At 68.8% G+C, this 24,836-nt stretch carries 22 protein-coding genes; 10 read left to right on the top strand and 12 right to left on the bottom strand.

The window, feature by feature from the left end; all coding sequences use genetic code 11:
• Positions 1-225 precede the first annotated feature (225 nt).
• A complete protein-coding gene (locus I1A62_RS38140; RefSeq protein ID WP_005238528.1) occupies positions 226-522 on the top strand; it encodes a chorismate mutase in 297 nt (98 codons plus the stop codon).
• 38 nt (positions 523-560) lie between these two features.
• Here I1A62_RS38140 and I1A62_RS38135 read toward each other — a convergent pair whose 3' ends face one another.
• Complete coding sequence (locus tag I1A62_RS38135) at positions 561-2,015, bottom strand: NAD-dependent succinate-semialdehyde dehydrogenase (protein WP_219457463.1); 1,455 nt, start codon at positions 2,013-2,015, stop codon at positions 561-563.
• Between the two features lie 69 nt (positions 2,016-2,084).
• Between I1A62_RS38135 and pgi the strand changes: the two genes are divergently transcribed.
• Positions 2,085-3,737, top strand: coding sequence for a glucose-6-phosphate isomerase (pgi, locus tag I1A62_RS38130; protein ID WP_219457461.1), 1,653 nt, complete (start codon positions 2,085-2,087; stop codon positions 3,735-3,737).
• 1 nt (position 3,738) lies between these two features.
• Here the strand turns inward: pgi and I1A62_RS38125 are convergent, their stop codons facing one another.
• A complete protein-coding gene (locus I1A62_RS38125) occupies positions 3,739-4,518 on the bottom strand; it encodes an FAD:protein FMN transferase (protein WP_072937332.1) in 780 nt (259 codons plus the stop codon).
• 105 nt (positions 4,519-4,623) lie between these two features.
• Here I1A62_RS38125 and I1A62_RS38120 point away from each other — a divergent pair, with 105 nt between their 5' ends.
• On the top strand, positions 4,624-5,883 hold the full coding sequence (locus I1A62_RS38120) for a hypothetical protein (RefSeq protein ID WP_219457459.1): 1,260 nt from the start codon (positions 4,624-4,626) through the stop codon (positions 5,881-5,883).
• Here I1A62_RS38120 and I1A62_RS38115 read toward each other — a convergent pair.
• Complete coding sequence (locus I1A62_RS38115) at positions 5,864-7,252, bottom strand: NAD(P)/FAD-dependent oxidoreductase (RefSeq protein ID WP_124389192.1); 1,389 nt, start codon at positions 7,250-7,252, stop codon at positions 5,864-5,866. The genes I1A62_RS38120 and I1A62_RS38115 overlap by 20 nt on opposite strands.
• 9 nt (positions 7,253-7,261) lie before the next feature.
• Entirely contained in the window at positions 7,262-8,014 is a 753-nt protein-coding gene (locus I1A62_RS38110) for an SDR family oxidoreductase (RefSeq protein ID WP_219457457.1), read from the bottom strand.
• 88 nt (positions 8,015-8,102) lie between these two features.
• Here I1A62_RS38110 and I1A62_RS38105 point away from each other — a divergent pair, with 88 nt between their 5' ends.
• The 4 genes from I1A62_RS38105 (at position 8,103) to I1A62_RS38090 (ending at position 13,565) form a co-directional block, all read left to right on the top strand.
• Positions 8,103-9,536: an NAD(P)/FAD-dependent oxidoreductase gene (locus I1A62_RS38105; protein ID WP_219457455.1), complete on the top strand. Its 1,434-nt coding sequence runs from the start codon at positions 8,103-8,105 to the stop codon at positions 9,534-9,536.
• A gap of 64 nt (positions 9,537-9,600) precedes the next feature.
• Positions 9,601-11,130: a carboxylesterase/lipase family protein gene (locus I1A62_RS38100; RefSeq protein ID WP_219457453.1), complete on the top strand. Its 1,530-nt coding sequence runs from the start codon at positions 9,601-9,603 to the stop codon at positions 11,128-11,130.
• Positions 11,127-12,593 carry a carboxylesterase/lipase family protein gene (locus tag I1A62_RS38095; RefSeq protein ID WP_219457452.1) on the top strand — a complete coding sequence of 489 codons (1,467 nt, stop codon included), beginning with the start codon at positions 11,127-11,129 and terminating at the stop codon, positions 12,591-12,593. Before I1A62_RS38100 ends, I1A62_RS38095 begins: the two co-directional genes overlap by 4 nt.
• A gap of 78 nt (positions 12,594-12,671) precedes the next feature.
• Positions 12,672-13,565: an SDR family oxidoreductase gene (locus I1A62_RS38090; protein WP_219457450.1), complete on the top strand. Its 894-nt coding sequence runs from the start codon at positions 12,672-12,674 to the stop codon at positions 13,563-13,565.
• Positions 13,566-13,571: 6 nt separating this feature from the next.
• Here the strand turns inward: I1A62_RS38090 and I1A62_RS38085 are convergent, their stop codons facing one another.
• Complete coding sequence (locus I1A62_RS38085; protein ID WP_124389186.1) at positions 13,572-13,949, bottom strand: VOC family protein; 378 nt, start codon at positions 13,947-13,949, stop codon at positions 13,572-13,574.
• A 145-nt stretch (positions 13,950-14,094) separates the two neighbouring features.
• Here I1A62_RS38085 and I1A62_RS38080 point away from each other — a divergent pair, with 145 nt between their 5' ends.
• Positions 14,095-15,192, top strand: a complete 1,098-nt coding sequence (locus I1A62_RS38080) for a CaiB/BaiF CoA-transferase family protein (RefSeq protein ID WP_219457448.1) — start codon at positions 14,095-14,097, stop codon at positions 15,190-15,192.
• Positions 15,193-15,243: 51 nt separating this feature from the next.
• Here the strand turns inward: I1A62_RS38080 and I1A62_RS38075 are convergent, their stop codons facing one another.
• A complete protein-coding gene (locus I1A62_RS38075) occupies positions 15,244-16,728 on the bottom strand; it encodes a PLP-dependent aminotransferase family protein (protein ID WP_219457447.1) in 1,485 nt (494 codons plus the stop codon).
• A 62-nt stretch (positions 16,729-16,790) separates the two neighbouring features.
• Between I1A62_RS38075 and I1A62_RS38070 the strand changes: the two genes are divergently transcribed.
• The gene (locus I1A62_RS38070; protein WP_257890646.1) at positions 16,791-17,003 is read left to right on the top strand and encodes a hypothetical protein; all 213 of its coding nucleotides are present in this window, start codon (positions 16,791-16,793) and stop codon (positions 17,001-17,003) included.
• A 64-nt stretch (positions 17,004-17,067) separates the two neighbouring features.
• Positions 17,068-17,604 (top strand): methylated-DNA--[protein]-cysteine S-methyltransferase, encoded by a 537-nt coding sequence (locus I1A62_RS38065; protein WP_124389182.1) that lies wholly within the window; start codon positions 17,068-17,070, stop codon positions 17,602-17,604.
• 393 nt (positions 17,605-17,997) lie between these two features.
• Here the strand turns inward: I1A62_RS38065 and I1A62_RS38060 are convergent, their stop codons facing one another.
• Genes I1A62_RS38060 through I1A62_RS38035 form a run of 6 tightly spaced genes read right to left on the bottom strand, consistent with a single transcriptional unit; the run spans position 17,998 to position 24,827 of the window.
• The gene (locus tag I1A62_RS38060; RefSeq protein ID WP_219457442.1) at positions 17,998-18,504 is read right to left on the bottom strand and encodes a 2-oxo-4-hydroxy-4-carboxy-5-ureidoimidazoline decarboxylase; all 507 of its coding nucleotides are present in this window, start codon (positions 18,502-18,504) and stop codon (positions 17,998-18,000) included.
• Positions 18,497-19,795: a 2-isopropylmalate synthase gene (locus I1A62_RS38055; RefSeq protein WP_219457441.1), complete on the bottom strand. Its 1,299-nt coding sequence runs from the start codon at positions 19,793-19,795 to the stop codon at positions 18,497-18,499. The genes I1A62_RS38060 and I1A62_RS38055 overlap by 8 nt, the downstream gene beginning before the upstream one ends.
• Entirely contained in the window at positions 19,782-21,284 is a 1,503-nt protein-coding gene (locus I1A62_RS38050; protein ID WP_257890645.1) for a chlorohydrolase family protein, read from the bottom strand. Before I1A62_RS38050 ends, I1A62_RS38055 begins: the two co-directional genes overlap by 14 nt.
• Positions 21,281-22,711 carry an amidohydrolase family protein gene (locus I1A62_RS38045; RefSeq protein ID WP_257890644.1) on the bottom strand — a complete coding sequence of 477 codons (1,431 nt, stop codon included), beginning with the start codon at positions 22,709-22,711 and terminating at the stop codon, positions 21,281-21,283. Before I1A62_RS38045 ends, I1A62_RS38050 begins: the two co-directional genes overlap by 4 nt.
• A 29-nt stretch (positions 22,712-22,740) precedes the next feature.
• On the bottom strand, positions 22,741-23,721 hold the full coding sequence (locus tag I1A62_RS38040; RefSeq protein WP_219457437.1) for a sugar phosphate isomerase/epimerase: 981 nt from the start codon (positions 23,719-23,721) through the stop codon (positions 22,741-22,743).
• Positions 23,718-24,827, bottom strand: coding sequence for a sugar phosphate isomerase/epimerase (locus I1A62_RS38035; RefSeq protein WP_219457435.1), 1,110 nt, complete (start codon positions 24,825-24,827; stop codon positions 23,718-23,720). The genes I1A62_RS38040 and I1A62_RS38035 overlap by 4 nt, the downstream gene beginning before the upstream one ends.
• Between the last annotated feature and the right edge of the window lie 9 nt (positions 24,828-24,836).

Genomic DNA, 24,836 nt, shown 5'->3' with positions numbered 1-24,836 from the left:
CCTGCGCGGTGCCGCCATGGCAAACTGGTACACATGTTCAGTCCGCCGTCGCGCCCCCTGTGGCGATTTTTTTACGGGTACCGGCCTCCGGTGCCCGTGAACTGAACAGCTCACGAGCCCCGAGGTCCGCACCGGATCCGGGGCTTTTTTCGTCAAATGAGCCTGGATCGGTAACGACTCGAGCCAAAACAACGATCCAAGTTCTGACAAGAGGGAGACGAACCAATGAGCACTCAGACCGTCGCTTCAGCCGCCAAGGAAACCGCTGTGCCCACCAGCGAGGCCGAGATCGAGGTTCTCCGCCAGGAGATCGACAAGCTCGACGCCGAGATTCTCGCCGCGATCAAGCGCCGTGCCGAGGTCTCGCAGCTCATCGGGCGCACCCGGATGGCGTCCGGCGGTCCCCGCCTCGTCCACAGCCGTGAGATGAAGGTGCTCGAGCGGTTCAACGAGCTGGGCCAGGAAGGCCACACGCTCGCCATGCTGCTGCTGCGCCTCGGGCGCGGCCGCCTCGGTCACTGAGTTTCCCGAAACGGCCGCCCGTCCCCCGACGACGGTCGTCACGGTTCGAGTGCTACGTACTTGGTCTCCAGGTACTCCTCGATGCCTTCACTGCCCCCTTCGCGCCCGAAGCCTGACGCTTTGACGCCGCCGAAGGGGGCAGCGGTGTCCGAGATGACCCCGCGGTTGACGCCGACCATGCCCGATTCGATGGCGTCGGCCACCCGGAGCGCACGATCCAGGTCGCGGGTGAAGATGTACGCCGCCAGCCCGAACTCCGTGTCGTTGGCGGCGGCGATCCCCTCCTCCTCGGTGTCGAACCCGGCGATCGCGGCCACCGGCCCGAATACCTCCTCCTTCAGGATCCGCGCCTGGGTGGGAATCTCGTCCAGCACCGTCGCCGGGTAGAAGTAGCCGGGACCTTCCGGGGCGACGCCGCCGAGCCGCACCCGGGCGCCCGCGCCGACGGCGTCCTGCACCAGTTCCCCGACCTTCTCGAGCTGGTCCGCGTTGATCAGCGGGCCGAGCGTCGTGTCGCTGTCCGTGCCGGGGCCCAGCTTGTACGAGGACAGCTTGTCGACGAGTTTGGCGGTGAATTCCTCCCGCACACTGTTCGCGACGTGGAACCGGTTGGCCGCGGTGCAGGCCTCGCCACCGTTGCGCATCTTGGCGAGGAGGGCGCCCGCCACCGCCTTGTCGACGTCCGCGTCGTCGAAGACCACGAAGGGCGCGTTCCCGCCGAGTTCCATCGAGGTGCGCAGCAGCCCCTTCGCCGACTTCTCGACGAGCATCCGCCCCACCCCGGTCGAGCCCGTGAACGTGAGCTTCCGCAGTCGCGGGTCGTCGATCAGCGGACCGGTCACCTCGCCCGACTTCGACGTCGGCAGCACGGACAGCACGCCCTTCGGCAGTCCCGCGTCGGCCATGACCTCGGCGAGCAGCAGCATCGTCAGCGGCGTCTCGGAGGCGGGTTTGACGATCATCGTGCAGCCGGCGGCCAGGGCGGGCCCGATCTTGCGGGTGCCCATCGCGAGCGGGAAGTTCCACGGCGTGATCGCCAGACACGGCCCGACGGGCTGCTTGGTCACCAGGATGCGCCCGTTCCCCGCGGGCGCCGGGGTGTAGCGGCCGGCGATGCGCACCGCTTCCTCACTGAACCACCGGAAGAACTCGGCGCCGTACTTGACCTCCGCCGCGCTCTCCGGCAGCGCCTTGCCCATCTCCAGCGTCATCAGCAGCGCGAAGTCGTCGGCCCGGGCGGTAATCTTCTCGAACACCGCGCGCAGCAGTTCCCCGCGCTCCCGTGCCGGGGTCGCCGCCCACTCCCGCTGAACCGCCACCGCGGCGTCGAGCGCCTTCATCGCGTCGCCCGGACTGGCATCCGCCACCTCGGTGAGGGCGTCGCCGGTGGCCGGGTCGAAAACGGTGAACGTGGCACCGTTCTCGGCGTCGCGCTTCTCGCCACCGAGGAAGAGGGTCGTGGGAACGGTTCGCATGAGTTCGACAGCATCCATGACGTCCATCATGCGCCGCACCGAAGTTCGCACGGAAGTTTCGACGCGCGGGCATTAAGCTCGAATCTCGTGAGCTCAGACATCACCGGAACCGCGGCCTGGCAGAAATTGCGTGATCATCACGCCCAGATTCAGACCGTCCATCTTCGAGAGCTCTTCGAGAAGGACCCGGCACGCGGACAGGAACTCACCGTCTCGGCGGGCGACCTGTACATCGACTACAGCAAGCACCGCATCGACCGCGACACGATCGGGTTGCTGCTCGAGTTGGCGCGCAGCGTCGACCTCGAGGCCCGCCGTGACGCGATGTTCGCGGGCGAGCACATCAACACGTCCGAGGACCGCGCCGTCCTCCACACCGCGCTGAGGCTGCCTGCCGACGCGTCTCTCGTCGTCGACGGTCAGGACGTCGTGGCCGACGTCCACGACGTCCTCGATCGCATGGGCGACTTCACCGATCGGGTGCGCTCCGGCGAATGGCGCGGCGCGACGGGCGAGCGGATCAAGACCGTCGTCAACATCGGCATCGGCGGATCGGATCTGGGCCCGGTGATGGTGTACCGCGCGCTGCGGCACTATGCAGACGCCGGCATCAGCGTCCGGTTCATCTCCAACGTCGACCCCGCAGACCTGGTGCGCAGCCTGAACGGCCTCGACCCGGCAACCACCCTGTTCATCGTGGCGTCCAAGACGTTCTCGACCCTCGAGACGCTCACCAACGCCACGGCCGCCCGGCGGTGGCTTCTCGGCGGCCTGGGTCTCGGAAACGAAGCGGTTGCAAAGCATTTCGTCGCCGTCTCGACCCACGCGGACCGGGTGGCGGAGTTCGGCATCGACACGGCCAACATGTTCGGATTCTGGGATTGGGTCGGCGGCCGGTACTCGGTCGATTCCGCCATCGGACTGTCGGTGATGGCGGCGATCGGCAAGGAACGTTTCGCAGAGTTCCTCGCCGGATTCCACGCCGTGGACGAGCATTTCCGGACGGCGCCGCTCGAGGAGAACGCGCCGGTCCTGCTCGGCCTGATCGGACTCTGGTACTCGAACTTCTTCGGCGCCGAATCCCGTGCCGTGCTGCCGTATTCCAACGACCTCGTGCGGTTCGCGGCGTATCTGCAGCAGTTGACGATGGAATCGAACGGCAAGTCGGTGCGCGCCGACGGCTCCCCCGTCCCCGCGTCCACCGGTGAGATCTTCTGGGGCGAACCCGGAACCAATGGGCAGCACGCCTTCTACCAGCTCCTGCACCAGGGCACGCGGCTCGTGCCTGCCGATTTCATCGGTTTCGGCGAGCCCACCGACGACCTGCCCACCGCCGACGGCACGGGCAGTATGCACGACCTGCTGATGAGTAATTTCTTCGCGCAGACGAAGGTCCTGGCGTTCGGCAAGACGGCCGAGGAGATCGCGGCCGAGGGCACCCCCGAAGAGCTGGTGCCGCACAAGGTCATGCCCGGCAACCGGCCGTCCACCACGATCCTCGCGCCGAAGCTCACGCCGTCGGTGATCGGGCAGCTGATCGCCCTGTACGAGCACCAGGTGTTCGTCGAGGGTGTCGTGTGGGGCATCGACTCGTTCGACCAGTGGGGTGTCGAACTCGGCAAAACCCAGGCCGTGGAGCTGCAGCCGGTGCTCACCGCCGTGGAAGAACCCGCCGCGCAGAGCGATTCGTCGACGGACAGCCTGGTGCGCTGGTACCGCCGTCAACGCGGACGGGCCTGATTCACCAGCTCTCGGTGGTGTAGACCCGGCCGGAGCGGTCCACCAGCCGGGCGCGCAGTTCATGCTGTTCGATCCACCGGATCGCGCCGATGCCGCGGGCGAGGGCGGCGACACTGGCCGCGTACGCCCAGAGTGCGTCGTCGGCGATCACCGTCACCGTCTCCCATTCGGTGGTGGTGGGTGGTTCGGTGACCGGCGGCGCGACCGCCGTCGCCATCGCCGTCCCGTTCACCAGTTCGACCTCGCCGTCGCCGGGCACCGGGATCTGCCAGCCGCCGGCGGGACAGTGTCCGGCCGTCGCGATGACGTCGCCGATGCGGACGGCGGCCCCGCACTCGAGCTGCCGGGCGACCAGTTCCGCCGCCCGATCCACCGTGTCCGCCTTGGCGGTGTCGGTGATGTCGAACGACGCGCCCCACGGCGCGAACACGACATCGTCGTCGATCTGGACGTCGAGGAAACTGGGTTCCGGGTGCACGGTGGGGATCAGGTCCTCGTCGGGGGATTCGGTGGCGAGCGGGTTCACCACCCCGTCGGTCATCCGGGCCGCCCAAAGCGCCGAACGCAGCAGCGCGGACATCCGCCTGCTGACCTTGACCGGCGCACCCTGGGACAGGTTGACGGCGTGGATCTCCGCGTCGCCGCGGTGGATGTCGCAGACCGATTCGGCCTCGTCGATGACGGCCGCGATCAGCGCCGCGGCCTCCGGAAGGGCAGCGCCCTCGGTGACGTCGACCTCCACGACGGAACCCCACACCTTCCATTTCTCGACGCTAACCATGGTGTTCTCCGTGTGCGGTCCCGTACAGCGCTGCACTTCCAGTATGCGCCGGTTGTCCAGAGGCCGACCTCCGGCGACCGACGCAACCGGTCGTACACTTCGCTGGTGAGCGCCCGATTGAGCGTCGTCGACGAGATGTTCCTGCGCACCCACCGGGGGTGGGGAACGCCGATCGTGATGCAGGGACTGTGGCGCACCGACGGCCGGGTGGACGCCGCGACGCTCGATTCCCTGATCGCCGACCTCGCGCGGGGACCTCTGGGTAGGCGGGTGGTGCGCCCGCGGGTCCCCGGCGCGAGGCCCCGGTTCGAGCCGAGCGCGGACGCCTTTCCCGTCGAATACGCGGAGATCGAGGCAGGCGCGGTCCTGGCCTGGGCGGACGAGCAGGCCTCGTTGCCGGTGGACCCCGAGCGCGGTCCGGGCTGGCGGCTGGCCTGCGCACGACCGGCCGGCGGGGGCACGGTGCTGTCGCTGGTGTGTTCCCACGTGATCGCGGACGCACGCGGACTGGCGGCCGCGATCGCGGCGGCCCTGCAGGGCGTGCCGACGTCGGACGGGGGTGGCGCGGAAGGCGCGGTCGCAGACATGTGGGACGCCACCCGGCTCGCGCGCCGCGTGACGGAGGGGACGGCCCGCGCGGTCGCCGGCCTGGTGGTCAGCGGGTCCCGTCGCGCGGAACTGCGCCGCTTCCTGCACGTGAGTGGCAAAGCGTCCCCCGGCACACTTTCCCACTCACCTGTGGGGGTGGTGCTGGACGTGGACGCCGAGCGGTGGGACGCCGTCGCGGAGCAGGCAGGCGGCACCCCGAACAGCCTGTTCCTGGCCGTGGTGGCCGAGTTGGCGCGGCGGGGCGGCGAGACCCGGCCGCTGACGATCAGCGTGCCGATGGATCTGCGCGGCCAAGGCGACCCGACGGGCACCGCGAATTCCGTCGCCGTTGTCGAGGTGGACGTGACCCCGAAGGACACTGTCGGGGACGTGCGGGCGAAAAGCCGTGCGGCGTTCTCCTCACCCGCGATGACGAGTCCGGCCGGTTTCCCGGAGGAGATGCTGCAACTGGTGCCCGACCGCGTGGCGCACGCCCTCACCGGCAACCCCGGTGAGCGCGACGTGCTGTGTTCCAACATCGGACCGCTGCCCGACGCGCTCGTCACGATCGGTGGTCACCGGACCACTGGCATCGCGACCCGCGCCGTGCACCCGGGTGTCGTGACCAGCCGCACCCGGCTGTCCGCCTACTTCAGCCGCTTCGGCGGCAGCTACTCCCTCGCGCTCGAGTCGCTGGACAGCCCGGACCGCGCGGCCCTCCGCGAGCGGGCGGGCGAGGTCCTCGCCCGGCACGCGCTCACCGCTCGGGCCTGGTAACGGCTATGGACTCGGTCGTGAGATCGGTGTACGGCTGCCGCGCCGACTCCGGATCGCCGTACGTGATCGCCCGCTCCCGTCGCGTCCGCGACGCCAGCGTGACCGCCCAGTTGAGCAGGGTGCCGAACCGGTTGCGGTACCCGGCGAGGAACGCAATGTGGATGGCACCCCAGGACACCCAGCCCAGGAACCCGGACATCCGGATCGGACCGGCCTGGAGCAGTGCGTGCCTGCGGGCGATGTAGGCGGCGCTGCCGAGGTCGCGGTACTTGAAGGGTTTGCGGTCGGGTGTTCCGCCCTCGATCGTGCGGGCGATGCATCCTCCGACGTGCCTGCCGCCCTGCATCGCGACCTCGGCCACGCCGGGGAGGTCGTTCAGCGACATCAGGTCGCCGATCACCCAGACGTTCGGGTGTCCGGGCACCGTGAGGTCGGGTTCGACGGCGATGCGCCCGCCCTGAATCTGCTTGACGCCGAGCGCATTCGCGAGAGCGGCGGCGAACGGCACGGCCTCGACGCCCGCGGTCCACAGGACCGTGCGGGCCCCGTAGCGCTTCTTGGTGCGGGCCGCGTTCTTGGCCGTGGTCTCGATGCTGGTCTCGCAGACGTCGGTGACGTGCACGCCGAGGTGCGTCTCGACGCCGACCTTGTCCAGGGTCCGCTGCGCCGCCGCGGACAGTTTCCGGTTGAACGACTGCAGAACGCGGTCGCCGCCGTGGAACAGCAGCACCCGGGCCTCGCAGGGATCGATGGACTGGAATTCGTTCGCGAGGGCGTGCATTGCGAGTTCCCGGATCTGGCCTGCCAGTTCGACGCCGGTGGGTCCCCCGCCCGCGACGGCGAACGTCAGCCACGGCCTGCGTTCCTCCGCGGTGGGCAGCGATTCGGCCATCTCGAAGGCGCAGATCAGTTTTCGGCGAATGGCGAGTGCGTCGTCGAGGGTCTTCATCCCCGGCGCCCACTGGATGTATTCGTCGTGCCCGTGGTACGCCTGCCGCATGCCCGCCGCGACGATCAGGTAGTCGTAGGGAAGTTCGAACGTGGAGCCGTCGAAGCGACTCGCGGTCAGGACCCGGCCGACCGCGTCGATGCCCTGCGCCTCGCCGAGGGCGACGTGCACGTTGCGGACCCCGCGCAGCAGGTGGCGCAGCGGGCTGCTGATCTCGCCCTCGGACAGCAGGCCCGTCGCGCACTGGTACAGCAGCGGCTGGAAGACGTGGCTGGTTCCGCGGTCGAGCAGGGTGACGTCTACGTCCACGCCGCGGAGCCGGCGGGCCGCGTAGATGCCGCCGAACCCTCCCCCGACGATGACGACCCGCGGTCGCGAACGCTGCAGGCCGAGGGACGAGGATTCCTGGGCGGTCGTCATAGGTCAGTCCTACACGAACCGGGATGTCCACGCATGAGGAAGGAACCGCAATGCGACGTCGATTCCCCGCCACTTGATGCCCGGCAGCGCAGCGCGGTTCGTCTCCTTCTCGATGGCCGACACCATCGCGTCGACGCCGTCGCCGAGGGTTGCCGTCAGCGCGGAACTGTCGCCGGCCTTGCTCGACATGTCGGTGGCGATGTACCCGGGAAGAAGCGTGGTCACCACGATCGGGCTCTTCCGCAGTTCCGCGGTCAGCGCCTCGCCGAGTGCCGACACCCCCGCCTTGCTCGCCGAGTATGCTGCCTTCGGGCCGGGCAGACCCCGGTCCGCGCTGACCGAGGACACGAGCACCAGGTGCCCGGAGTTCTGCTTGCGGAAGATGCCGAGCGCCGCCTCGCACTGCGACAGGGCGCCGACGAAGTTGGTGCGGGCGGTGGCGAGGTTGGCGTCGGCCCGGCCCGTTCCGATCCTGGCGCCCTTGCCGAGTCCGGCGTTGACGACGACGCGGTCGAGTCCGCCGAGTTCGTCGCGCAGTTCACCGAAGACCCGCACGACGGCGTCGTGGTCGGTGACGTCGAGTTCGCGGACGGCGACGGCGATCCCGGGATGCGACGTCCGCAATTCGTCGCGTAGGGCCTCGAGTCGTTCGACGCGGCGCGCGCACAGTGCGAGGTCGCGGCCCTGCGCCGCGAACCGGCGGGCCATCTCCTCGCCGAGCCCGGAGCTCGCGCCCGTGATCAGAATCTTCTGCCGTGTCATCCCGACACAGTATCTACTCGGCGGTAACAACGCGGGAGGCCCGCCGGAACCTCTGACATCGCACACCGACCGGCTTACGGTTACAGGTATGACTGACTCCGGTAGCGGCGCGGAAGAGTTCGATGTCATCGTGATCGGCGGCGGTCCCGCGGGTGAGAACGCGGCGAGTTACGCCATCGCCGGCAGCGACCGCACCGCGGCGCTGATCGAGCACGAACTCGTCGGCGGGGAATGCTCCTACTGGGCCTGCATGCCCAGCAAGGCGCTGCTGCGTCCGGGTGAGGTCCTCGGCGCGGCCCGCAACATGCCCGGGGTGTCGGCCGGGCCGCTCGACGTGGACGCCGTGCTGGCACGCCGCGACTCGTTCACCAACAACCACGACGACTCGTCGCAGGTGATGTGGGCCGACGCGGCGGGGATCGACGTCATCCGGGGATCGGCACGGATCACCGGGGACCGCACGGTGACGGTCGGCGATTCCCGCGAGCTGCGCGCCCGGCACGCCGTCGTGGTCGCCACCGGGACGACCGCTACCGTCCCGGACACCCCCGGCCTGCGGGCGGCGTTGCCGTGGATCTCGCGGGACGCTACCAACATGAGGGAGATTCCGCGCCGGGTCGCCGTGATCGGCGGCGGCGTCGTGGCCTGTGAGAGCGCGACGTGGCTGCTGGACCTCGGCGCCCAGGAACTGACGATGGTGGTCCGCGGCCGGGCGCTGCTCCCGAAGAACGAGCCGTTCGCCGGCGAACGGGTGGCCCGCAACCTGGAGAAGAAGGGTGCGCGGATCCTGTTCGGCGCGGACCTTCGCGGCGTCGAACGGGCCGACGCCCGCGACACCGGGATCGGCCGCATCCACGGCGGTCCGGTCACCCTGGACGTGGCGGGGCAGGACCCGCTCGTCGTCGACGAGATCGTCGTCGCGACCGGGCGCACGCCGGCCACGTCGTCGCTCGGCCTCGACGCGCGGCTGCTGAACTCCCGCGGATACCTCACCACCGACGACCATCTGACGACGGCCGACGAGTGGTTGTACGCCGTCGGCGACGCCAACGGTCGCGCGCTGCTCACCCACATGGGCAAGTACCAGGGCCGCGTGTGCGGAGACGTGATCGCCGCCCGCGCCGAGGGCAGGCCGCTGGACGGCTCCCGATTCCGGGCCACCGCCGACCACGGGCAGGTCCCCCAGGTGGTGTTCGCCGATCCGGAGGTCTCGGCCGTCGGGATCACCGAGCAGGAGGCGCGCGACGCCGGCGTGGACGTCGAGACCGTGGAGGTCGACATCGCCGTCGCCGGCTCGTCCCTGTCCCGCGACGATTTCAGCGGTCACGCCAAGCTCGTGGTCGATCGGGCCACCGACACCCTGGTCGGGGCGACGTTCGCGGGCACCGATGTCGCCGACCTCGTCCACGCCGCCACCGTCGCGCTGGTCGGGAAGGTGCCGCTCGACACACTGTGGCACGCGGTCCCGTCGTACCCGACCGTGAGCGAGGTGTGGCTGCGACTGCTGGAGGCGCGGCGCTGACCCGGGACGGAACACCCCGGCGGATGACAGCGTCTCCTCAGGCGGTCTCCGTATAGTCGCCGGCATGGCGTCTGACACTCTCACGACCGACACGCTGGTGAGGACGACCGCGGGGGTGGTCCGGGGCCGGCGCGTCGGCGACCTGGTCGCGTGGCGGGGAATTCCCTACGCCGCTCCCCCGGTGGGTCCGCTGCGGTTGCGCGCACCCCAGCCGGTCACGCCGTGGTCCGGTGAGCTCGACGCCATCGAGTTCGGCGACGCCGCCGTGCAGCACAAGAAGTTCACCGCACTGCGGCCGGGCAAATATCAGCCGAGCAGCGAGAACTGCCTGACGCTCAACGTGCTCGCCAGGCCCGGCACGTCCGGCGCGCGCCCGGTGATGGTGTTCATCCACGGCGGCGCGTACACGCTGGGCATGTCGGCCACCGCGCTCTACGGCGGACAGTCGCTGGTCCGCCGCGGCGACATCGTGTACGTGTCGATCAACTACCGACTCGGATCCCTCGGATACCTCGACTTCACCCAGTTCTCCACCCCTGAAAGACCTTTCGACTCCAACCTCGGCCTCCGCGACCAGGTGGCCGCACTCGAATGGGTGCAACGCAACATCGCCGAATTCGGCGGCGACCCCGACAACGTCACCGTCTTCGGCGAATCCGCGGGCGCCAACGCCGTCACCACCCTGATGGCCACCCCCGCCGCGAAAGGCCTCTTCGCGCGGGCGATCTCGGAGAGTTCCGCACCCGGTCTCGTCACCACAGCCGACCGGGCCGCCCGGTGGGCATCCGACTACGTGACGCTGCTCGGAGCCGAACCCGGCGCTGCCGCAGAGGCGCTCGCGTCGTCACCCGTCGGGGCCCTGGGCCGGGCCGGGAACCGTCTCGGTGCAAAGGTGCTCTCGGAGACGCCGGGACTGCACCCGTTCGGACCCGTGATCGACGGCGACTTCCTGCCGAAGCCGCCGCTCGACGCGTTCGCCGACGGCTCGGCGCACCGGGTTCCGCTGATCATCGGCACCAACGCCAGCGAGGGCACTCTGTTCCCGAAATTCCTCGACGCACTGCCGACGGACCCCGACCGGATCGGGCGGATGTTCGCACTCACCGACCCCGCCGCCGAGGCGCGCGTCACCGCGGCGTATCCGGGCTACCCGGCACCGGACGCCGCCGTCGCCCTGGGCGGCGACCTGACGTTCTGGAGGCCGTCGATCGAACTGGCCGAGGCCCATTCCGCGTACGCCCCCACCTTCAATTACCGTTTCGATTTCGCGCCGCGCGCGATGAAGTGGCTCGGTCTGGACGCCACGCACGGGTTCGAACTGTTCGCCGTGTTCGACGTCGCCGACACGCTGATCGGCCGCGGCCTCACCCTGCCGGGCGGACGACGCGGCCTGAAGGACGTGACGGATAATGTGCAGCGACACTGGCTGCACTTCGCCTCGCGGGGAACACCGTTGGTGTCGTGGCCGAAGTACGACACCGACCGGAGGGCAACACTCGTGTTCGACACCGTCACCACCGTCCAGGACGACCCGCGCCGGGAGCGCAGGCTGGCATGGGAGGGGTACGCGGGTTACCACGGGCAGGGCCTGTGAGCGGTCTGGAAGTCCACACCGATGCCGGCGCCGTCGGAGGGCGCCGGATCGACGACCTGGCAGCGTGGCGGGGCATCCCCTACGCCGCGCCCCCGGTCGGGCCGCTGCGATTGCGGGCCCCGCACCCGGTCGAACCGTGGTCGGGGGTCCGGCGGGCGTTTTACTTCGGGTCCCCCGCACCGCAGGGCAGCGGGACCGACGAGGACTGTCTCACCCTCAACGTGCTTGCCCCCGGTTCACCATCGGCGACGCCGCGACCGGTGATGGTGTTCATTCACGGCGGCGCCTACTCCGGCGGAACCTCGTCCTCGTCGCTGTACGGCGGACAGTCGCTGGTCCGCCGCGGCGACATCGTGTACGTGTCGATCAACTACCGACTCGGATCCCTCGGCTACCTCGACTTCACCCAGTTCTCCACCCCCGAAAGACCTTTCGACTCCAACCTCGGCCTCCGCGACCAGGTGGCCGCACTCGAATGGGTGCAGCGCAACATCGCCGAATTCGGCGGCGACCCCGACAACGTCACCATCTTCGGCGAATCCGCGGGCGCCAACGCCGTCACCACCCTGATGACCACCCCCGCCGCGAAAGGCCTCTTCGCGCGGGCCATCGCCGAGAGCCCGCCGGTGGCCTCCGCCTACCACCCCGACCGGGCGGCGCGGTGGTCGCGCGAATTCCTCGAGATCGCCGGGGTCCCGCTGTCCGAGGCCGCGACGTGGCTCGAGACCGCCGACCCGGCCGATTTCGTCGCGGCGGGGACGACGCTGGCGCACCGGGGCGCCGACGAGGAACCCGGAACCCGCGCGTTCGCCCCCGTCGTCGACGGCTTCTTCCTTCCCACCCACCCGCTCGACAGTTTCGCGACCGGATCCGGGCATCCCGTTCCGCTGATCATCGGCACGAACCGCCACGAGGGCAGGGTCTTTCCCCGGTTCCTGAACATCCTGCCCACCGATCCCACCCGGATCGACAAGATGTTCTCGCACGTGGACGCGTCGGTGAAGGAGCGGGCCATCGCCGCCTACCCCGGCTATCCACGCCGGCGGGCGGCCGCGGACCTCGGCGGCGACGTGACGTTCTGGGAACCGTCCGTCCTGTGCGCGCAGGGCCACACGACCGTCGCCCCGACCTACAGCTATCGGTACGACTTCGCACCCCGGTTGCTGCACGTCCTCGGGTTGGGGGCCACCCACGCCACGGAGTTGTACGCGGTGTTCGGGTTGACCGGGCCGTGGTCGCGGTTGCTCACCGTGCTCGGCGGACGCCGCGGGTTGCGGGCCGTCACCGACACCGTCCAGTCGCACTGGCTGCATTTCGCCCGCCACGGGACGCCCGTACCCGGTTGGCCGCGGTACTCGCCGGAACGCCGGGAGACGCTGGTCATCGATGACACGAGCAGGGTGGAGAACGATCCGCTCAGTGAGCGCCGGCGGGCCTGGCTGGGGTACGAGCACCGGCGATAGCGGGACCGTCGGCTCGTTCCCCGTTGCGCCCCTCCCGGTTGCCCTACTCTCGTAGAGACCTGCATTCGGGAGGCGAGAATGACCGAGTCGAACGACCTCGCAGGCCGCACCATGGTGGTCACCGGCGCCACCTCGGGCCTCGGCCTGGAGACCTGCCGCCAATTCGCACAGCGCGGCGCCACCGTCGTCCTGGTCGGCCGGAACCAGGACAGGATCGACGCGGCGATCGCCGACCTGTCCGAGAGCGCGGACCGCGACAGGCTGAACTCGGCGCTGGCGGATCTGTCCTCGCTCGATCGGGTCCGCAAGCTGTCCGGGGAACTGCTGCATCGGTTCCCGCGGATCGACGTGCTGGTGAACAACGCGGGCGTCGACGTGGGGCAGCGCCGGCTGACGGTGGACGGAATCGAAGAGACGTTCGCCGTCAACTACCTCGCGCCGTTCGTACTGGCGACGACACTGGCTCCGGCGATGGCGCGGGCGTCGACCGCCGACGCCGCCGGTTACCGGCGTCCGTCGCGGATCGTCGACATCACTTCGTCGGGACATCGCGGCGGCAGCCTCGACTTCGACGACCTCGACGGCGCGAAGGACACGTTCCACGGCCAGCGCGCGTACAACAACTCCAAGCTCGCCCTGGCCCTGTTCACCCGAGAGTTGGCGCGCCGGTCCGATCCCGCGAGGCTCGTCGTCAATTGCGCCGACCCCGGATTCGTCCGCGGCACCGCCCTCGGCCGGGGTCTGCCGTTCGGCCACCAGGTGGTGGGCACACTCCTGACACCGTTCATGGCCGAGGTCGCCAAGGCAGCGGAGACCGCGGTGTGGACCGCCACCGCGACGGAGAGCGGCAAGTTCACCGGCCAGTACGTCAAGGGCTGCAAGGTCGTTCAGCCCGGCAAAGACGCACGGGACGCCGGACTCGCCGCGCGGCTGTGGGACGCTACCGAGGCACTGCTCGTCGGCCGCAGTTGACGCTCGTCAGTTCGGATCCTCGAACAGCGACAGCACATTGCCGTGCGGATCCCGGAACCACGCGACCCGGATGCCGTCCGGTGCGAGCCAGGCCGCGTGCTCGTCCTGATCCATCCCCGGATACTCGGTGAACTCGATGCCCTTGCTGCGCAGCGAATCGACGACCCCGTTCAGATCGGCGACCTTCCACCCCAGCACCGTGTACCCGGTGTCGGCCTTCGCCTGCACCAGCGTGACCCGGAGCAAGGCCCCGTTGCAGTCGAGGGCCAACGCGAACTCGTCCCGCGAGACGCGCGTCAGCCCCAGGGTCTCCACGTAGAACATCTCCGAGACGTCCAGGTCGGTGCTGGCCACGAAACTCACGAGCTCACCCTGAAGACTCATGAATCAACTGTGCCCCGCGCACCCGTGGACAGGCAAGAGTGCGGGGTCACCCGCGGCGGCATCCCGTGACCCGGGGCACACGGCCCGGCGACCGCAAGTTAACGTCGATTCGACAGGTCGTCTCGCACCGGAATGAGGAACTCGCGTGTCTGCTCCAGTTTCAGAGAAGAAGGGCCCCCTCGCGGGCATTCGCGTCGTCGAATTCGCAGGCCTCGGACCCGGCCCGCACGCCGCCGCCCTCCTGGCCGATCTCGGCGCCGACGTGGTCTGCGTCCAGCGCCCCGGAGTGATCCCGTCGGACGGTCCGTACGACCAGATCCAGCGCGGCCGCCGCGTCGTCGAGGCCAACCTGAAGGACCCCGAGCAGGTCGAGAAGGTACTCGGGCTGATCGAGCGGGCCGACGTCGTGATCGAGGGCTTCCGGCCCGGTGTCACCGAGCGCATGGGCCTGGGCCCGGACGTCTGCCTCGAGCGCAACGAGCGGCTCGTGTACGGACGGATGACGGGCTGGGGCCAGGAAGGTCCACTGGCCAGCGCCGCCGGCCACGACATCAACTACATCTCGCTGACCGGCGTCCTGCACGCCATCGGCCGCAAGGGTGAGCGTCCCGTGCCGCCGCTGAACATGGTCGGCGACTTCGGTGGCGGTTCGATGTTCCTGATCTTCGGGATCCTGTCCGCGCTGGTGGAACGCCAGTCGTCCGGCAAGGGGCAGGTCGTCGATGCGGCAATGGTCGACGGCGCGCTGGCGCTGTCGCACATGATGTGGGCGTTCCGCGGCCGCGGCGTCTGGTCCGACGAGCGGGGCGTCAACCTGCTCGACACCGGTGCACCGTTCTACGACACCTACGAGACGTCCGACGGCAAGTACATGGCCGTCGGCTCGATCGAGCCGCAGTTCTACGCCCTGCTGCTGCAGGGCCTCGAACTCGACCCCGCCGAACTGCCGCAGCAGATGGACGTGTCGGCGTGGCCGCAGATGAAGAAGGTCTTCGCCGAGAAGTTCCTGTCGAAGACGCGCGACGAATGGGCTGCCATTTTCCTCGGCACCGACGCCTGCGTGTCGCCGGTGCTGACGTTCTCGGAGGCGCCGTCCAACGAGCACATCGCCGCCCGCGGGTCGCTGATCGACCTCGACGGCGTCACCCAGCACGCCCCGGCACCGCGGTTCTCCCGCACCCCCGCCGGCGCTCCCACCCCGCCGGCCCGCGAGGGCGTCGACATCGACACCGTCTGGACCTGACCCCCAGGTGAGTGGCAAAGCGTGCCCGCGCACGCACTGCCACTCACCTGCTCAGACGACGAGGGACGGTTCCGCGAGCTCACGGTCGACGGCCAGCGTCTCGTACGCTGCCGCGATGCCGTCGACGCCGCGGCGCAACTCGTCGGACGTCCGCGCGTACGGGAGCCGGACGAACCGCTCGAACGCGCCCTCCACCCCGAACCGCGGTCCCGCCGCCAGCAGCACCCCGAAGTTGGGGGCCGTCGCCGCCAGCGCCGTCGAGACCGGCGCGGGCATCCGCAGCCACAGCGACATCCCTCCCGAACCGATGGTCGGGATCCAGTCCGGGAGGCGGTCGGCGAGCGCGTCGAGCATCGCGCCCCGCTGTTCCCGCAGCTCCGCACGGCGACGCGCGAGAACGAGGTCGTCGTCGGAGAGCAGATGCGCCGCCGCGAGCTGGTCCATCACCGGTGTCCCCAGATCGACCGCCGCTCGCGCCCCGGCGAGCCGGGTGATCAGCGCCGGATCCGCACGAATCCAGCCGACGCGCAGCCCACCCCAGAACGACTTGGCCGCCGACCCGATCGTCACGACCTCCGACTTCGCCACTCCCCTTCCGTACGCCGCGACCGGACCCGGTGACGGCTCGTCGAGCCACAGGTCGACCATCGTCTCGTCCACCACCAGCGTCATGCGGGTGTCGCGCGCAATTCGCGCCAGCTCGGCCCGCCCGGACTCGTCCAGGCACAGCCCGGTGGGGTTGTGGAAGTCCGGAATCAGATACGCCATCCGGGCCGCGGTCTGCCGGGCGGCGCTGCGGATCCCGTCGAGATCCCACGCCCCGGACGCACCGCCCTCCGGACGGACGGGAACCGGAACCGGTCGCGCACCGACCCTGCGGATCGCCTCCAGCGCGTTGGGGTACGTGGGGTGATCGACCAGCACCCGCTCCCCCGGCGCCGTCAACACGTTGAGGAGCAGCCGCAGCGCGTGCTGGGCACCGGACGTGACCATGATCTGCTCGGGTGAGGTCTCGAGTCCCCGCGCCCTGTAGCGGGCCGCGATCACGTCCCGCAACGCGCCGATGCCCACCGGCTCCATTCCGTGCGTCGGAAGGAACTGCGGAAGTGATTGCAGCGCATAGGCGTAGGCCTGTTCGACCGCTTCGGCGGGCGCGGCCATCGCGGCGTAACTGAGATCCACCACCGCACCGTCGGACCCGGGCTGGTGCGCCCGGAACATCAGCCCGCTCTGCCGCGCCCCGAGCGGCAGCGCGACCGTGCTGCGCGACCCCTGCCTGCTGATGAGATACCCCTCGTCCCGGAGCACCGAATACGACGACGTGATCGTGGTCCGGCTCAGCTCCAGCACCGACGCCAGTTCGCGTTCGCTCGGCAAGGCGACACCCAACGGGATGCGGCCGTCGTGCACGAGCAGGCGGATGCTCTCGGCCAGTGCCCGGTAGGCGGGTCGCGCCGCCGAGCGGCGGCCGCTGTCGTCCTGCCAGTTGCCGAGGTCCCTGGCCAGGGAGCGTGCTCCGAGTACACGAGTCATCATGCAGTCCAGTATCAACCACTTGGCTATTCAACTCCAAGCCAGTTCTCGCGAAGCTCGGATCCATGACGACACTGATCACGCTCCTGTGCATGGCCCTTCTGGCCGCGGCGGTCGCACATTTCGGCCCCAAAGAGGGAGGTAAGGGCGTATTTCGCCTGGAGCAGTTCCGGATCGGCGCACCCCTCGGCGGCATCTTTCCCGACCAGTCGAGCAGTCCAGAAGATCTGGACTGGCCTGATCCGGGACGTCAGTGCTCCGGCGGCCGCGGCCGCTGATCGAACGTCCGCCGACCGCGGTTCGCGGACGGTATGTGTCGGAGGTCGGAGGCATACTGGGCTGGTGACCACAGGAATCGCCCTGTTCGACACCGCCCTCGGCACCTGCGCCATCGCGTGGCGGGCCGCGGGGATCGTGGGTGTGCAATTACCCGAAGGTTCACCCGAATCCACGCGGCAGCGTCTCGAACACTGCTTCCCGGACGCAGTGGAGCACCAACCGCCCGCGCCGGTCCAGCAGGCCGTCGACGGAATACGCGAACATCTGGGCGGCGCACTCGACGATCTGCGGTGGATCGACCTCGACTTCGAGGGGGTGCCCGAATTCGACTGCCAGGTATACGACATCACCCGCGCGATCGACCCGGGCACCACCCTCACCTACGGCGACATCGCGGCGGAACTCGGCAAGCCGGGCGCCGCGCAGGCCGTCGGTCAGGCGCTGGGCCGCAACCCGTTGCCGGTCGTGATCCCGTGCCATCGCGTCCTCGCCGCGGGCGGGCAGGTGGGCGGCTTCTCCGCCGGTGGCGGCACCCTCACCAAACGCGAATTGCTGGCCCTCGAGCACACTCCCGGTTTCGACGACCCGGTGCTGTTCTGATCGGCTCCTGCGTATCGGCGACGAGTTCGCGCGCCATCGCGGCGGCCGCGGCCATCCTGTCGCCGCCGGGAACCCGAAGCGTCTGCACGACCCGCTGATCCGTCCCCCTCACAGCGGCACATCCCAGCACGAACGCCTGCCCGCCGGCGACGATCGCCCGTTCCACGGCATGGATGAAGGCATCCACCGTCGACCTCGGATCACCCTCGAAGACCCAGGCACCGAGATCCGTCGACACCACCGCCACGCAGCGGCAGGCGTCCACCGGATCGTGCCCGGAACCGAACGACTCCAGGACGGTGGCCGCTGCGTGGAAGCTGTCGTACCACCGGTCGGCCGTTGTCCGGGTGCTCGCTTCGACAGTTCTGATCATCGGCTCGAATGTATCGCAGTTCACCCGTCCTCTTCACACTTCGCGATCAATGTCGCGAGCCTCCCCTTTCCGATTGCCGCCATGTGGCGTTGTGCAACGACCAGCTCGTCCACTCGGTCATTGGTCACTCGCCGGTCGATCTCCGCCAGGATGTGGTCGAGAGTGAGCCCCTCCGCCGCGATGACCACGGGAAAGCCGAACCGAGCGCGATACCGGGACTCCCTCTCACGCAGCACGGCGAGTCTCCCGGCCGAGCTGGCGACGAGTGCACAGTGCTCGGCTGCGGCATGAGCCGAGTCTGGAGGGTCCGAAAGCGGAAGATAGCTCTCCAGGGCCATCGCGACGTCCTCGGACGTCATGGACCGCCACGCGGCCGCGGCCGCAGCAAGCAGGTCCGCACGGTCGACGTAGGGGCGTGCGGACAGCATCGCGGTTGCCCAGGTCCGCGACGGCGTGCAGATCAATAGTTCTTTCTCCAGAGCGGATTCGTCCAGCGCGTTGAGCGTCACGACGGCAATGTCAGGCATGTGCGCTCGCGCGCCGGTAGAGTGCGAGGCTTTCCTCGGCCACGCGGGACGCGTCCCCGGCGCTCAACCACCGCGGATAGGACGTCACCGCGGCCACTGCGTCGTCCAGCGAGCTGCGGACGAACGCGATCTCCTCCGCATTCGCCTCGAGTCCGAGCGACTGCAGCAGGACCTCGGCCATCCGATCAGTGGTCAGGCTGTCCCACACCCACTCCTGCCGACCACCCACCACTGCGGGGCTCACGCACGACGAGACGGGCGGGAACACGTCCGGTCCCCCGGTGATCGCAGCGATAACGTCGCCGGGCATGTGCTTGAGGTGGGCATATCCTCCGACCACCGGCTTGAGGGGCGGCAGGCCCACCGAACTTTCCGACGCCACGAGTTGTGCCAGGGACGTCAGCTGTTCGACGTGGATCCCCGTGTCGACGCCGTAGAGAATTTCGAGACCGAGAACCACCTCCTCCAGCGCGGCGAAGCCGGCACGGTAGGACATTCCGGACACCGACACGTCCGGGCTCGCGCCTGCCGTCGCGGCCGCGACGGCCGTGGCGGTGCCGAGGCCGAAGTCGTCATGCACATGCATGGTGATCGGCACGTCCTCGACCAGGCGCTCCCGGAACGTCCGGACGAACAGTTTCATCGCTTCGGGGCCGAGACTGCTGGTCGAGTCCATCAGATCGAGTCGCCGCGCACCGAGCGCGACGGCGACGTTGCAGGCTGCCACCAGATCGTCGAAGTCGCGGCGGCCCACGTTGGCGAGCGTGATCGTGGCGTCGCCACCGAGCTCACGCACGTACTCGAAGAACTTCTCGAGATCGCGGTACTGACGTGACCGGGCGGGGGCCGAGGGTGCCGGGACGATGCCCGGCGCGAACGTGCGCACTCCCCATTCGTGCAGTTGATCGACAGTTTCCATCATGCCGACCTGCTGGTAGTTCTCTCCGTCCGACAACAGGGTGTCGGCGTACACATTGAGCCGGAATCCGAAGTCCCGGGCGGCGACGGCACGAACGAGCGCCGCTTCGCGCGGCAGCGGTGACGCTCCGCCACCCCAGTTGATGTTGATGCTTTCCTCCCGGATTCCCGCCACACCGAGCGCCGCCGCGATCCGGACGAATCCGTCCATCGACGTGGTTGCGCCCGCGGTGAAAAGCGTCTTCCGCAGGGTGCTGTCGATCAGCGCGAACGGTGAAGGCCAGTCGAACTGCGCCCGGACGGTGGCGTCGAAGTTGAACGGGCTGACCCAGTGACTGCCTTCGACGAGGTGGGAGCGCTCAGGATTGATCATGCGAATACCTCTTCGGTGTCGTGGTTTTCGTGATGTCGGGGAAGGTCGGAGGGAACAGTTCGGCCGGTGGTCTGCGTCGGTGGTCGCGTTCGCTGTACGCCGCCCTCATGCGTTCGAACAGGGCCTGTGCGCGAGCCTGCAGCCGCGACTGGTCGGCACCGAGGACGACGCCGTCGACCATGACGGTGCGGCCTGCGACCACCGTCCGGCGGACGTCGCGGGCCGATCCGTTCATCGTGAGGGTGCGGAGCGGATCCTCGCGTACCCCCATGGCGAAGTCGGCGAGATCGACCACGATGAGGTCGGCACTCGCTCCGGGCTGCAGGCGGCCCAGATCGGTTCTGCCGAGGGCACGAGCACCGCCGAGCGTCGCCGAACGGAGGTAGTCGGCTGTGGCACCCGCCGCGAGTGACCTGTCGGCAAGTTTGGCGAGATGGGTGCCGTAGTCGATGCCGCGGACGAGGTCCGGGGGGAACGAGTCGGTTCCCAGGGCGATGTGGACACCGGCCGTTCGATACCGGTCGTACGAGTCCAGCACGGCTCCGTACCGAATAGATGTCATCGGGCAATGCACGATGGTGACACCCGCCTCGGCGAGGCGGCGCAGGTCGGCCTGCCGCCCGCCACCGCCCGGCGCGCCGAGATGAATGCCGTGGGGCACCAGCAGACGCGTCGCCAGAAGTCCGGTCGCTTCGAGGAGTTCGACGGGGCGCATCCCGTACCACTCGTCGAGCAGCGCCAACTCCACCCCACCCTGCATGCAGTGCAGTCGCACCACGGCGTCGCGGGCAAGCGCCAGCTGTGCGGTCGCTGCCATCAGTTCCCTTGTCAGGGTCTCGATCCTGCAGGGCAGCAGAGCGCCGTGGACGAGATCACCGCCGTGGTCGGCGGCATAGTCGAGAAAGCGCTCGGCATCCCGGAGCCCGGCTCGTCCTCGTTCCTCGTCGAACAGTACGGACCGGCGTCCACCGTCGACGACGTTGACGCCGGACCGGTAGGCGGGGCCGAGATATCCCCGAATTCCGAGACGCTCCGCGATCCGCGCGACCTCGACCATGTCGTCACAGGTCTCCGCCCAACTGCTGTGGGTCTCGGAGGCGATCGGCATGAAGGTGGTCACACCGTGCCGAAGAAGCTGCGACAGAGCATATTCGCGGATGACCGCACGCTCGGATGCGTCGAACACGTCGCGCCGCCGCGATCGGAAGTAGTCGGCCGACCACTGCTGCCCGAGTGCCAGATCGGGTGTCGCCCAGGAATCGAGCAGCGCGTGATCGATGTCTGCCAGCGCATCGAGGTCGATGAATCCCGGCATGATCAGAGCGTCGCCGCAGTCGATCGTCTCGTCGACCGGGCCGTCCCATCCCCGTCCCGCGTGCAGGATCCGCGCGCCCCGATAGACGATCTCCCCGTCGGAGACGAGCATGTGATCGCCGTCGCGATGGGCCAGGACGTGGGCCGCCGTCATCCTGACCACCGGTTCCGTCATGGCACGGTCACCTCGATCGGCTCGTCGAATTCGCGCCTGTTGCTTCGCCATCCGGGATCGGTGAGGTGGTGCGCCAGGCCGGCACGTTCGACGAGCAGTCGGGCGTGCCGGTCTCCCTCTTCCAGTGCTTCCGTCTCGTCGACGCCGCACACGGTGCGGTCTTCCATGACGACCGTTCCCCCGACGATCACCGTGTGCACGTCGGCTCCGGTCGCCTCGTAGACGAGGCGGTGCACCGGCATCCAGTTGGGTACGAGATGCGGCTTGCGCATGTCGAGAATCGCGAGATCGGCGCGTTTGCCCACTTCGATGGATCCGATGACGTCGGACATCCCGAGGACCGCCGCCGCATCGATCGTGATCATCTCGAGCAAACGGCCCGGTGGCAGCAGGTAGGGATCGTCGGCGAGAAGCTGATTGGCAGCCTGCACGGCGCGCGCGGCCTGCAGGAGGTCGAACGGACGCCGCGGCGACGACCCGTCGGTGGTGACCGCAACGGTGATGCCTGCCTGCAGCATCTGAGGAACCGGCGCACGTCCTCCCGGCGCATGTCCCACGGACGTCCCGGTCTCCGCCAGGATCGCGACCTCCTCGGCAGACAAGCCCGTGCAATGTTGCAGGTGGACGTCCGGCCCGAGGAGCGCATTCTCCCGGTCCTTCACGGCGAGCCGCACCATGCCACCGAACGCATCCGAGTGGATGCGGACACCCCAGCGCTCCGCTGCTTCCCTGATCCGGCGCGCCTGGTAGCGATCGCCTTCGGTGAGATTGGTGGCAACGTCGGGTCGCGACGGGTGGGACGGATCGACCGAGGGGACGATCGTGAAGGGTGTCAGGAACACAGACGTGAGATCGCCCTCGTAGCCGTCGACCGTCTCGATCACCGATTCCGCGCCGGACAGCATCTCGTCGAATCCGACCTCGCGTCGCCGCGGAACTCCGCCGGACCAGTCCGTGACCGGATGGGGCAGCGGCAAACCCGCCGGCCCGACACACACCACGTCGCGTATTCCAACCTCGCGGTAGGCGCGCGCGTGAGCCAGCGAGATCTCGGGATCGTCACTGCGGGGGCGCGATCCCATGACGCTGACGCCGCACGTCACTCCGGCGCGGACGCGTTCGAGCGCGGACACCAGTCCGTCGTGATACCAGTATTCCGGTGTCGTCGCGTGGAAGTACGCAGGTGTGACGGTTCGCATCCAGAATGTCGGGCTGTCACATCCCAGCGTCTTGATCAGCGAGTGGCCGGCGTGTCCGTGGGCGTCGACGAGCCCGGGAATCACCAGTTTGCCCCGGCAATCGATTCGGCGGACGGACCGATCCGTGACGGCGAGGAGCGCCTCGCTGTCACCGACCACGCTGATGAGGCCACCGTCGATCAGGACGGCGCCGTCGTCGATGATCCGGCGTTCACGGTCCACTGTCACGATCGTGGCTCCGTACAACAACATCGCGCTCATGCCGCCGTCCCGCTCGTCATCGTTGCCAGTTCGGACAGCGCAGCCTGCAGTCGCGGCGCCGTGGCCGTCACCGGAGGCCGGTCGGGCCGCGCCCTGGACGACAGGATCGAGAGTTCTCTCAGCGAGACGTCGCTGTTCTGCAGAAGCCACCGTTCGTCACACACCGGCATCTCGAACTCTCCGCGGTGCAGGTCGACGAGGACCGGCGCGCTGGAGCCTGCACCGTCGACGATGCGAAAGATCGCTCCCCAGTCGATGTCGCCCTCACCGCCCGGGCACAACCGTCGTGCGAGACCGCGACCGGTGAAGGTGATCCACGCGTCGTCGTAGTGAATCCGGGCGACGTGCGGTGCGAGCCGGGCGGTCGCCAGCTCCGGATCTTCGCCTCTCACCGGCAGATTGACCGGGTCGAGCGCCACCGCCAGATGATCGGATCCGACGGCGTCGACGAGCGCGAGGATTTCGTGTGACGTGATCTCCTCGTGCGTTTTGACCGCGAGTTTCAGACTCAGGTCGGTGAGCACCGGTGCCAGGTTCCGATACAACTGCGCCGTGGCGTCGAGTTGCTCCGGCCACCCGACCGACGCGTCATAGCGGTCGTCCAGCGTCCCCACGGCGACCTGGACGTAGTCGGTGTCGAGTTCCCCGATCGCCCTCAACGCCTTGCTCAGTCCCGCAACCAGATCGCCGCGACCCGCCTCGCGGAATCGTGTGGTCCGTTCGGCATGCCCGGCGGATACCATTCCCAGCGCGCAGGTCAGCCGAACACCGAGTGAACGTCCGTAATCGGCGAGTGCCCGGAAGGCGGTCGGATCGAGTGCGGGCGAAATCACGAATGGAGAAGCGAACTCCACGTGCCGCAGACCGAGGCCCGACGCCGTGCGGATGGTCTCCCGCGGGGTCGATTCCTCGCCCAGCGCACGCGCGCACGCACCGAGTTCCCGGACGACCGTGCCGACGCCGTCGCCGATGTTCACCGCGCAGACTCCGCGAGATCGCCCGCCTTCGTGATCGATTCGACGGGAAGATCGTATTCCGCGCACACGTTTCGCACGTGATCCGCACTGGACCTGATGTACGACACCGTCTCCGCATAGCCGTACGGCTGCGCGGCATAGGCGGCGTTGTCGATCCGTTCTCCCGACCGGAGCTGCCGGTCGTACGACTGCACCATGTCCAGGTACGCCGCCATCTCCTGGACTGTCAGATCGGGATGGCCGTCGAGGAATTCGGGGTCGAACGCCTCGATGAGCATCGTCCGCCGGGGACGGGGCAGGTCATCGAGCGACTCGTCGTTCTCGATCGTGAGATTGAGATCCGGATTCGCCGCCGCGAGTATCGGCAGAATGCGATGGAAGTCGACGACACCGGTGCCGCACGGGCGCATCTGGTAGGCGAGACCGCCCTCCGTGTAGGTGATCGCAGCATCCTTGATGTGCGTCTGACGCACGTACGGCGCCAACCGTTCGGCCGCCCGGACGGGATGTTCGAGGCGTTGGAGCACGTTCGCGGTGTCGAACACGACCCCCACCACATCCGAGCCGACCGCCTCCACCAGCCGGACGAGTTCGAACGACGTGATCTCCTCGTGTGTCTCCAGGTTGAGGTGGATTCCGAGGTCTCGTGCGATCGGAGCCAGTGTTTCGAGAAAACGCGCCGTTGCGTCCAGCTGTTCCGTCCACGTCACGTCGGTGCGGAAACGGTCGTATGCCCAGCGGCCGCTGTACGCCGACTTGTAGTTCGCGGTGGCCACCCACAGCTCACGGCAATCGATGGCGGCGCACGCTTCCATCATCCGGCGGAAACCGAGGACGATGTCGCCGTCACCGACGGCGCGCAACTCCGGCGCCTCCGGGTTCGCATAGGGATTGACCTTGCCCAGACCGGTCTCCAGGTACATACCCAGTTCGTCTGCCTTGGACCGGATGTCGCGCAATTCGCCGGCATCCAGGGCCGGACTCATATCGAGCACCGTCCGGAAGAACAAGCCGGACATACCGAGTTCGTCGGCGTGTTCGAGGCTGTTCACGGGACCCCGAGTGCGGCTCTCCGGAATCTTGCGTCCGTCTACACCAATTCGCATGTCTACCTA

Source organism: Rhodococcus sp. USK10 (genome assembly GCF_019378875.1).
GTDB classification, from domain to species: domain Bacteria; phylum Actinomycetota; class Actinomycetes; order Mycobacteriales; family Mycobacteriaceae; genus Rhodococcus_F; species Rhodococcus_F pseudokoreensis.
Note: the sequence above shows the minus strand (reverse complement) of the source record. Positions and strands in the feature narration are given on the sequence as shown.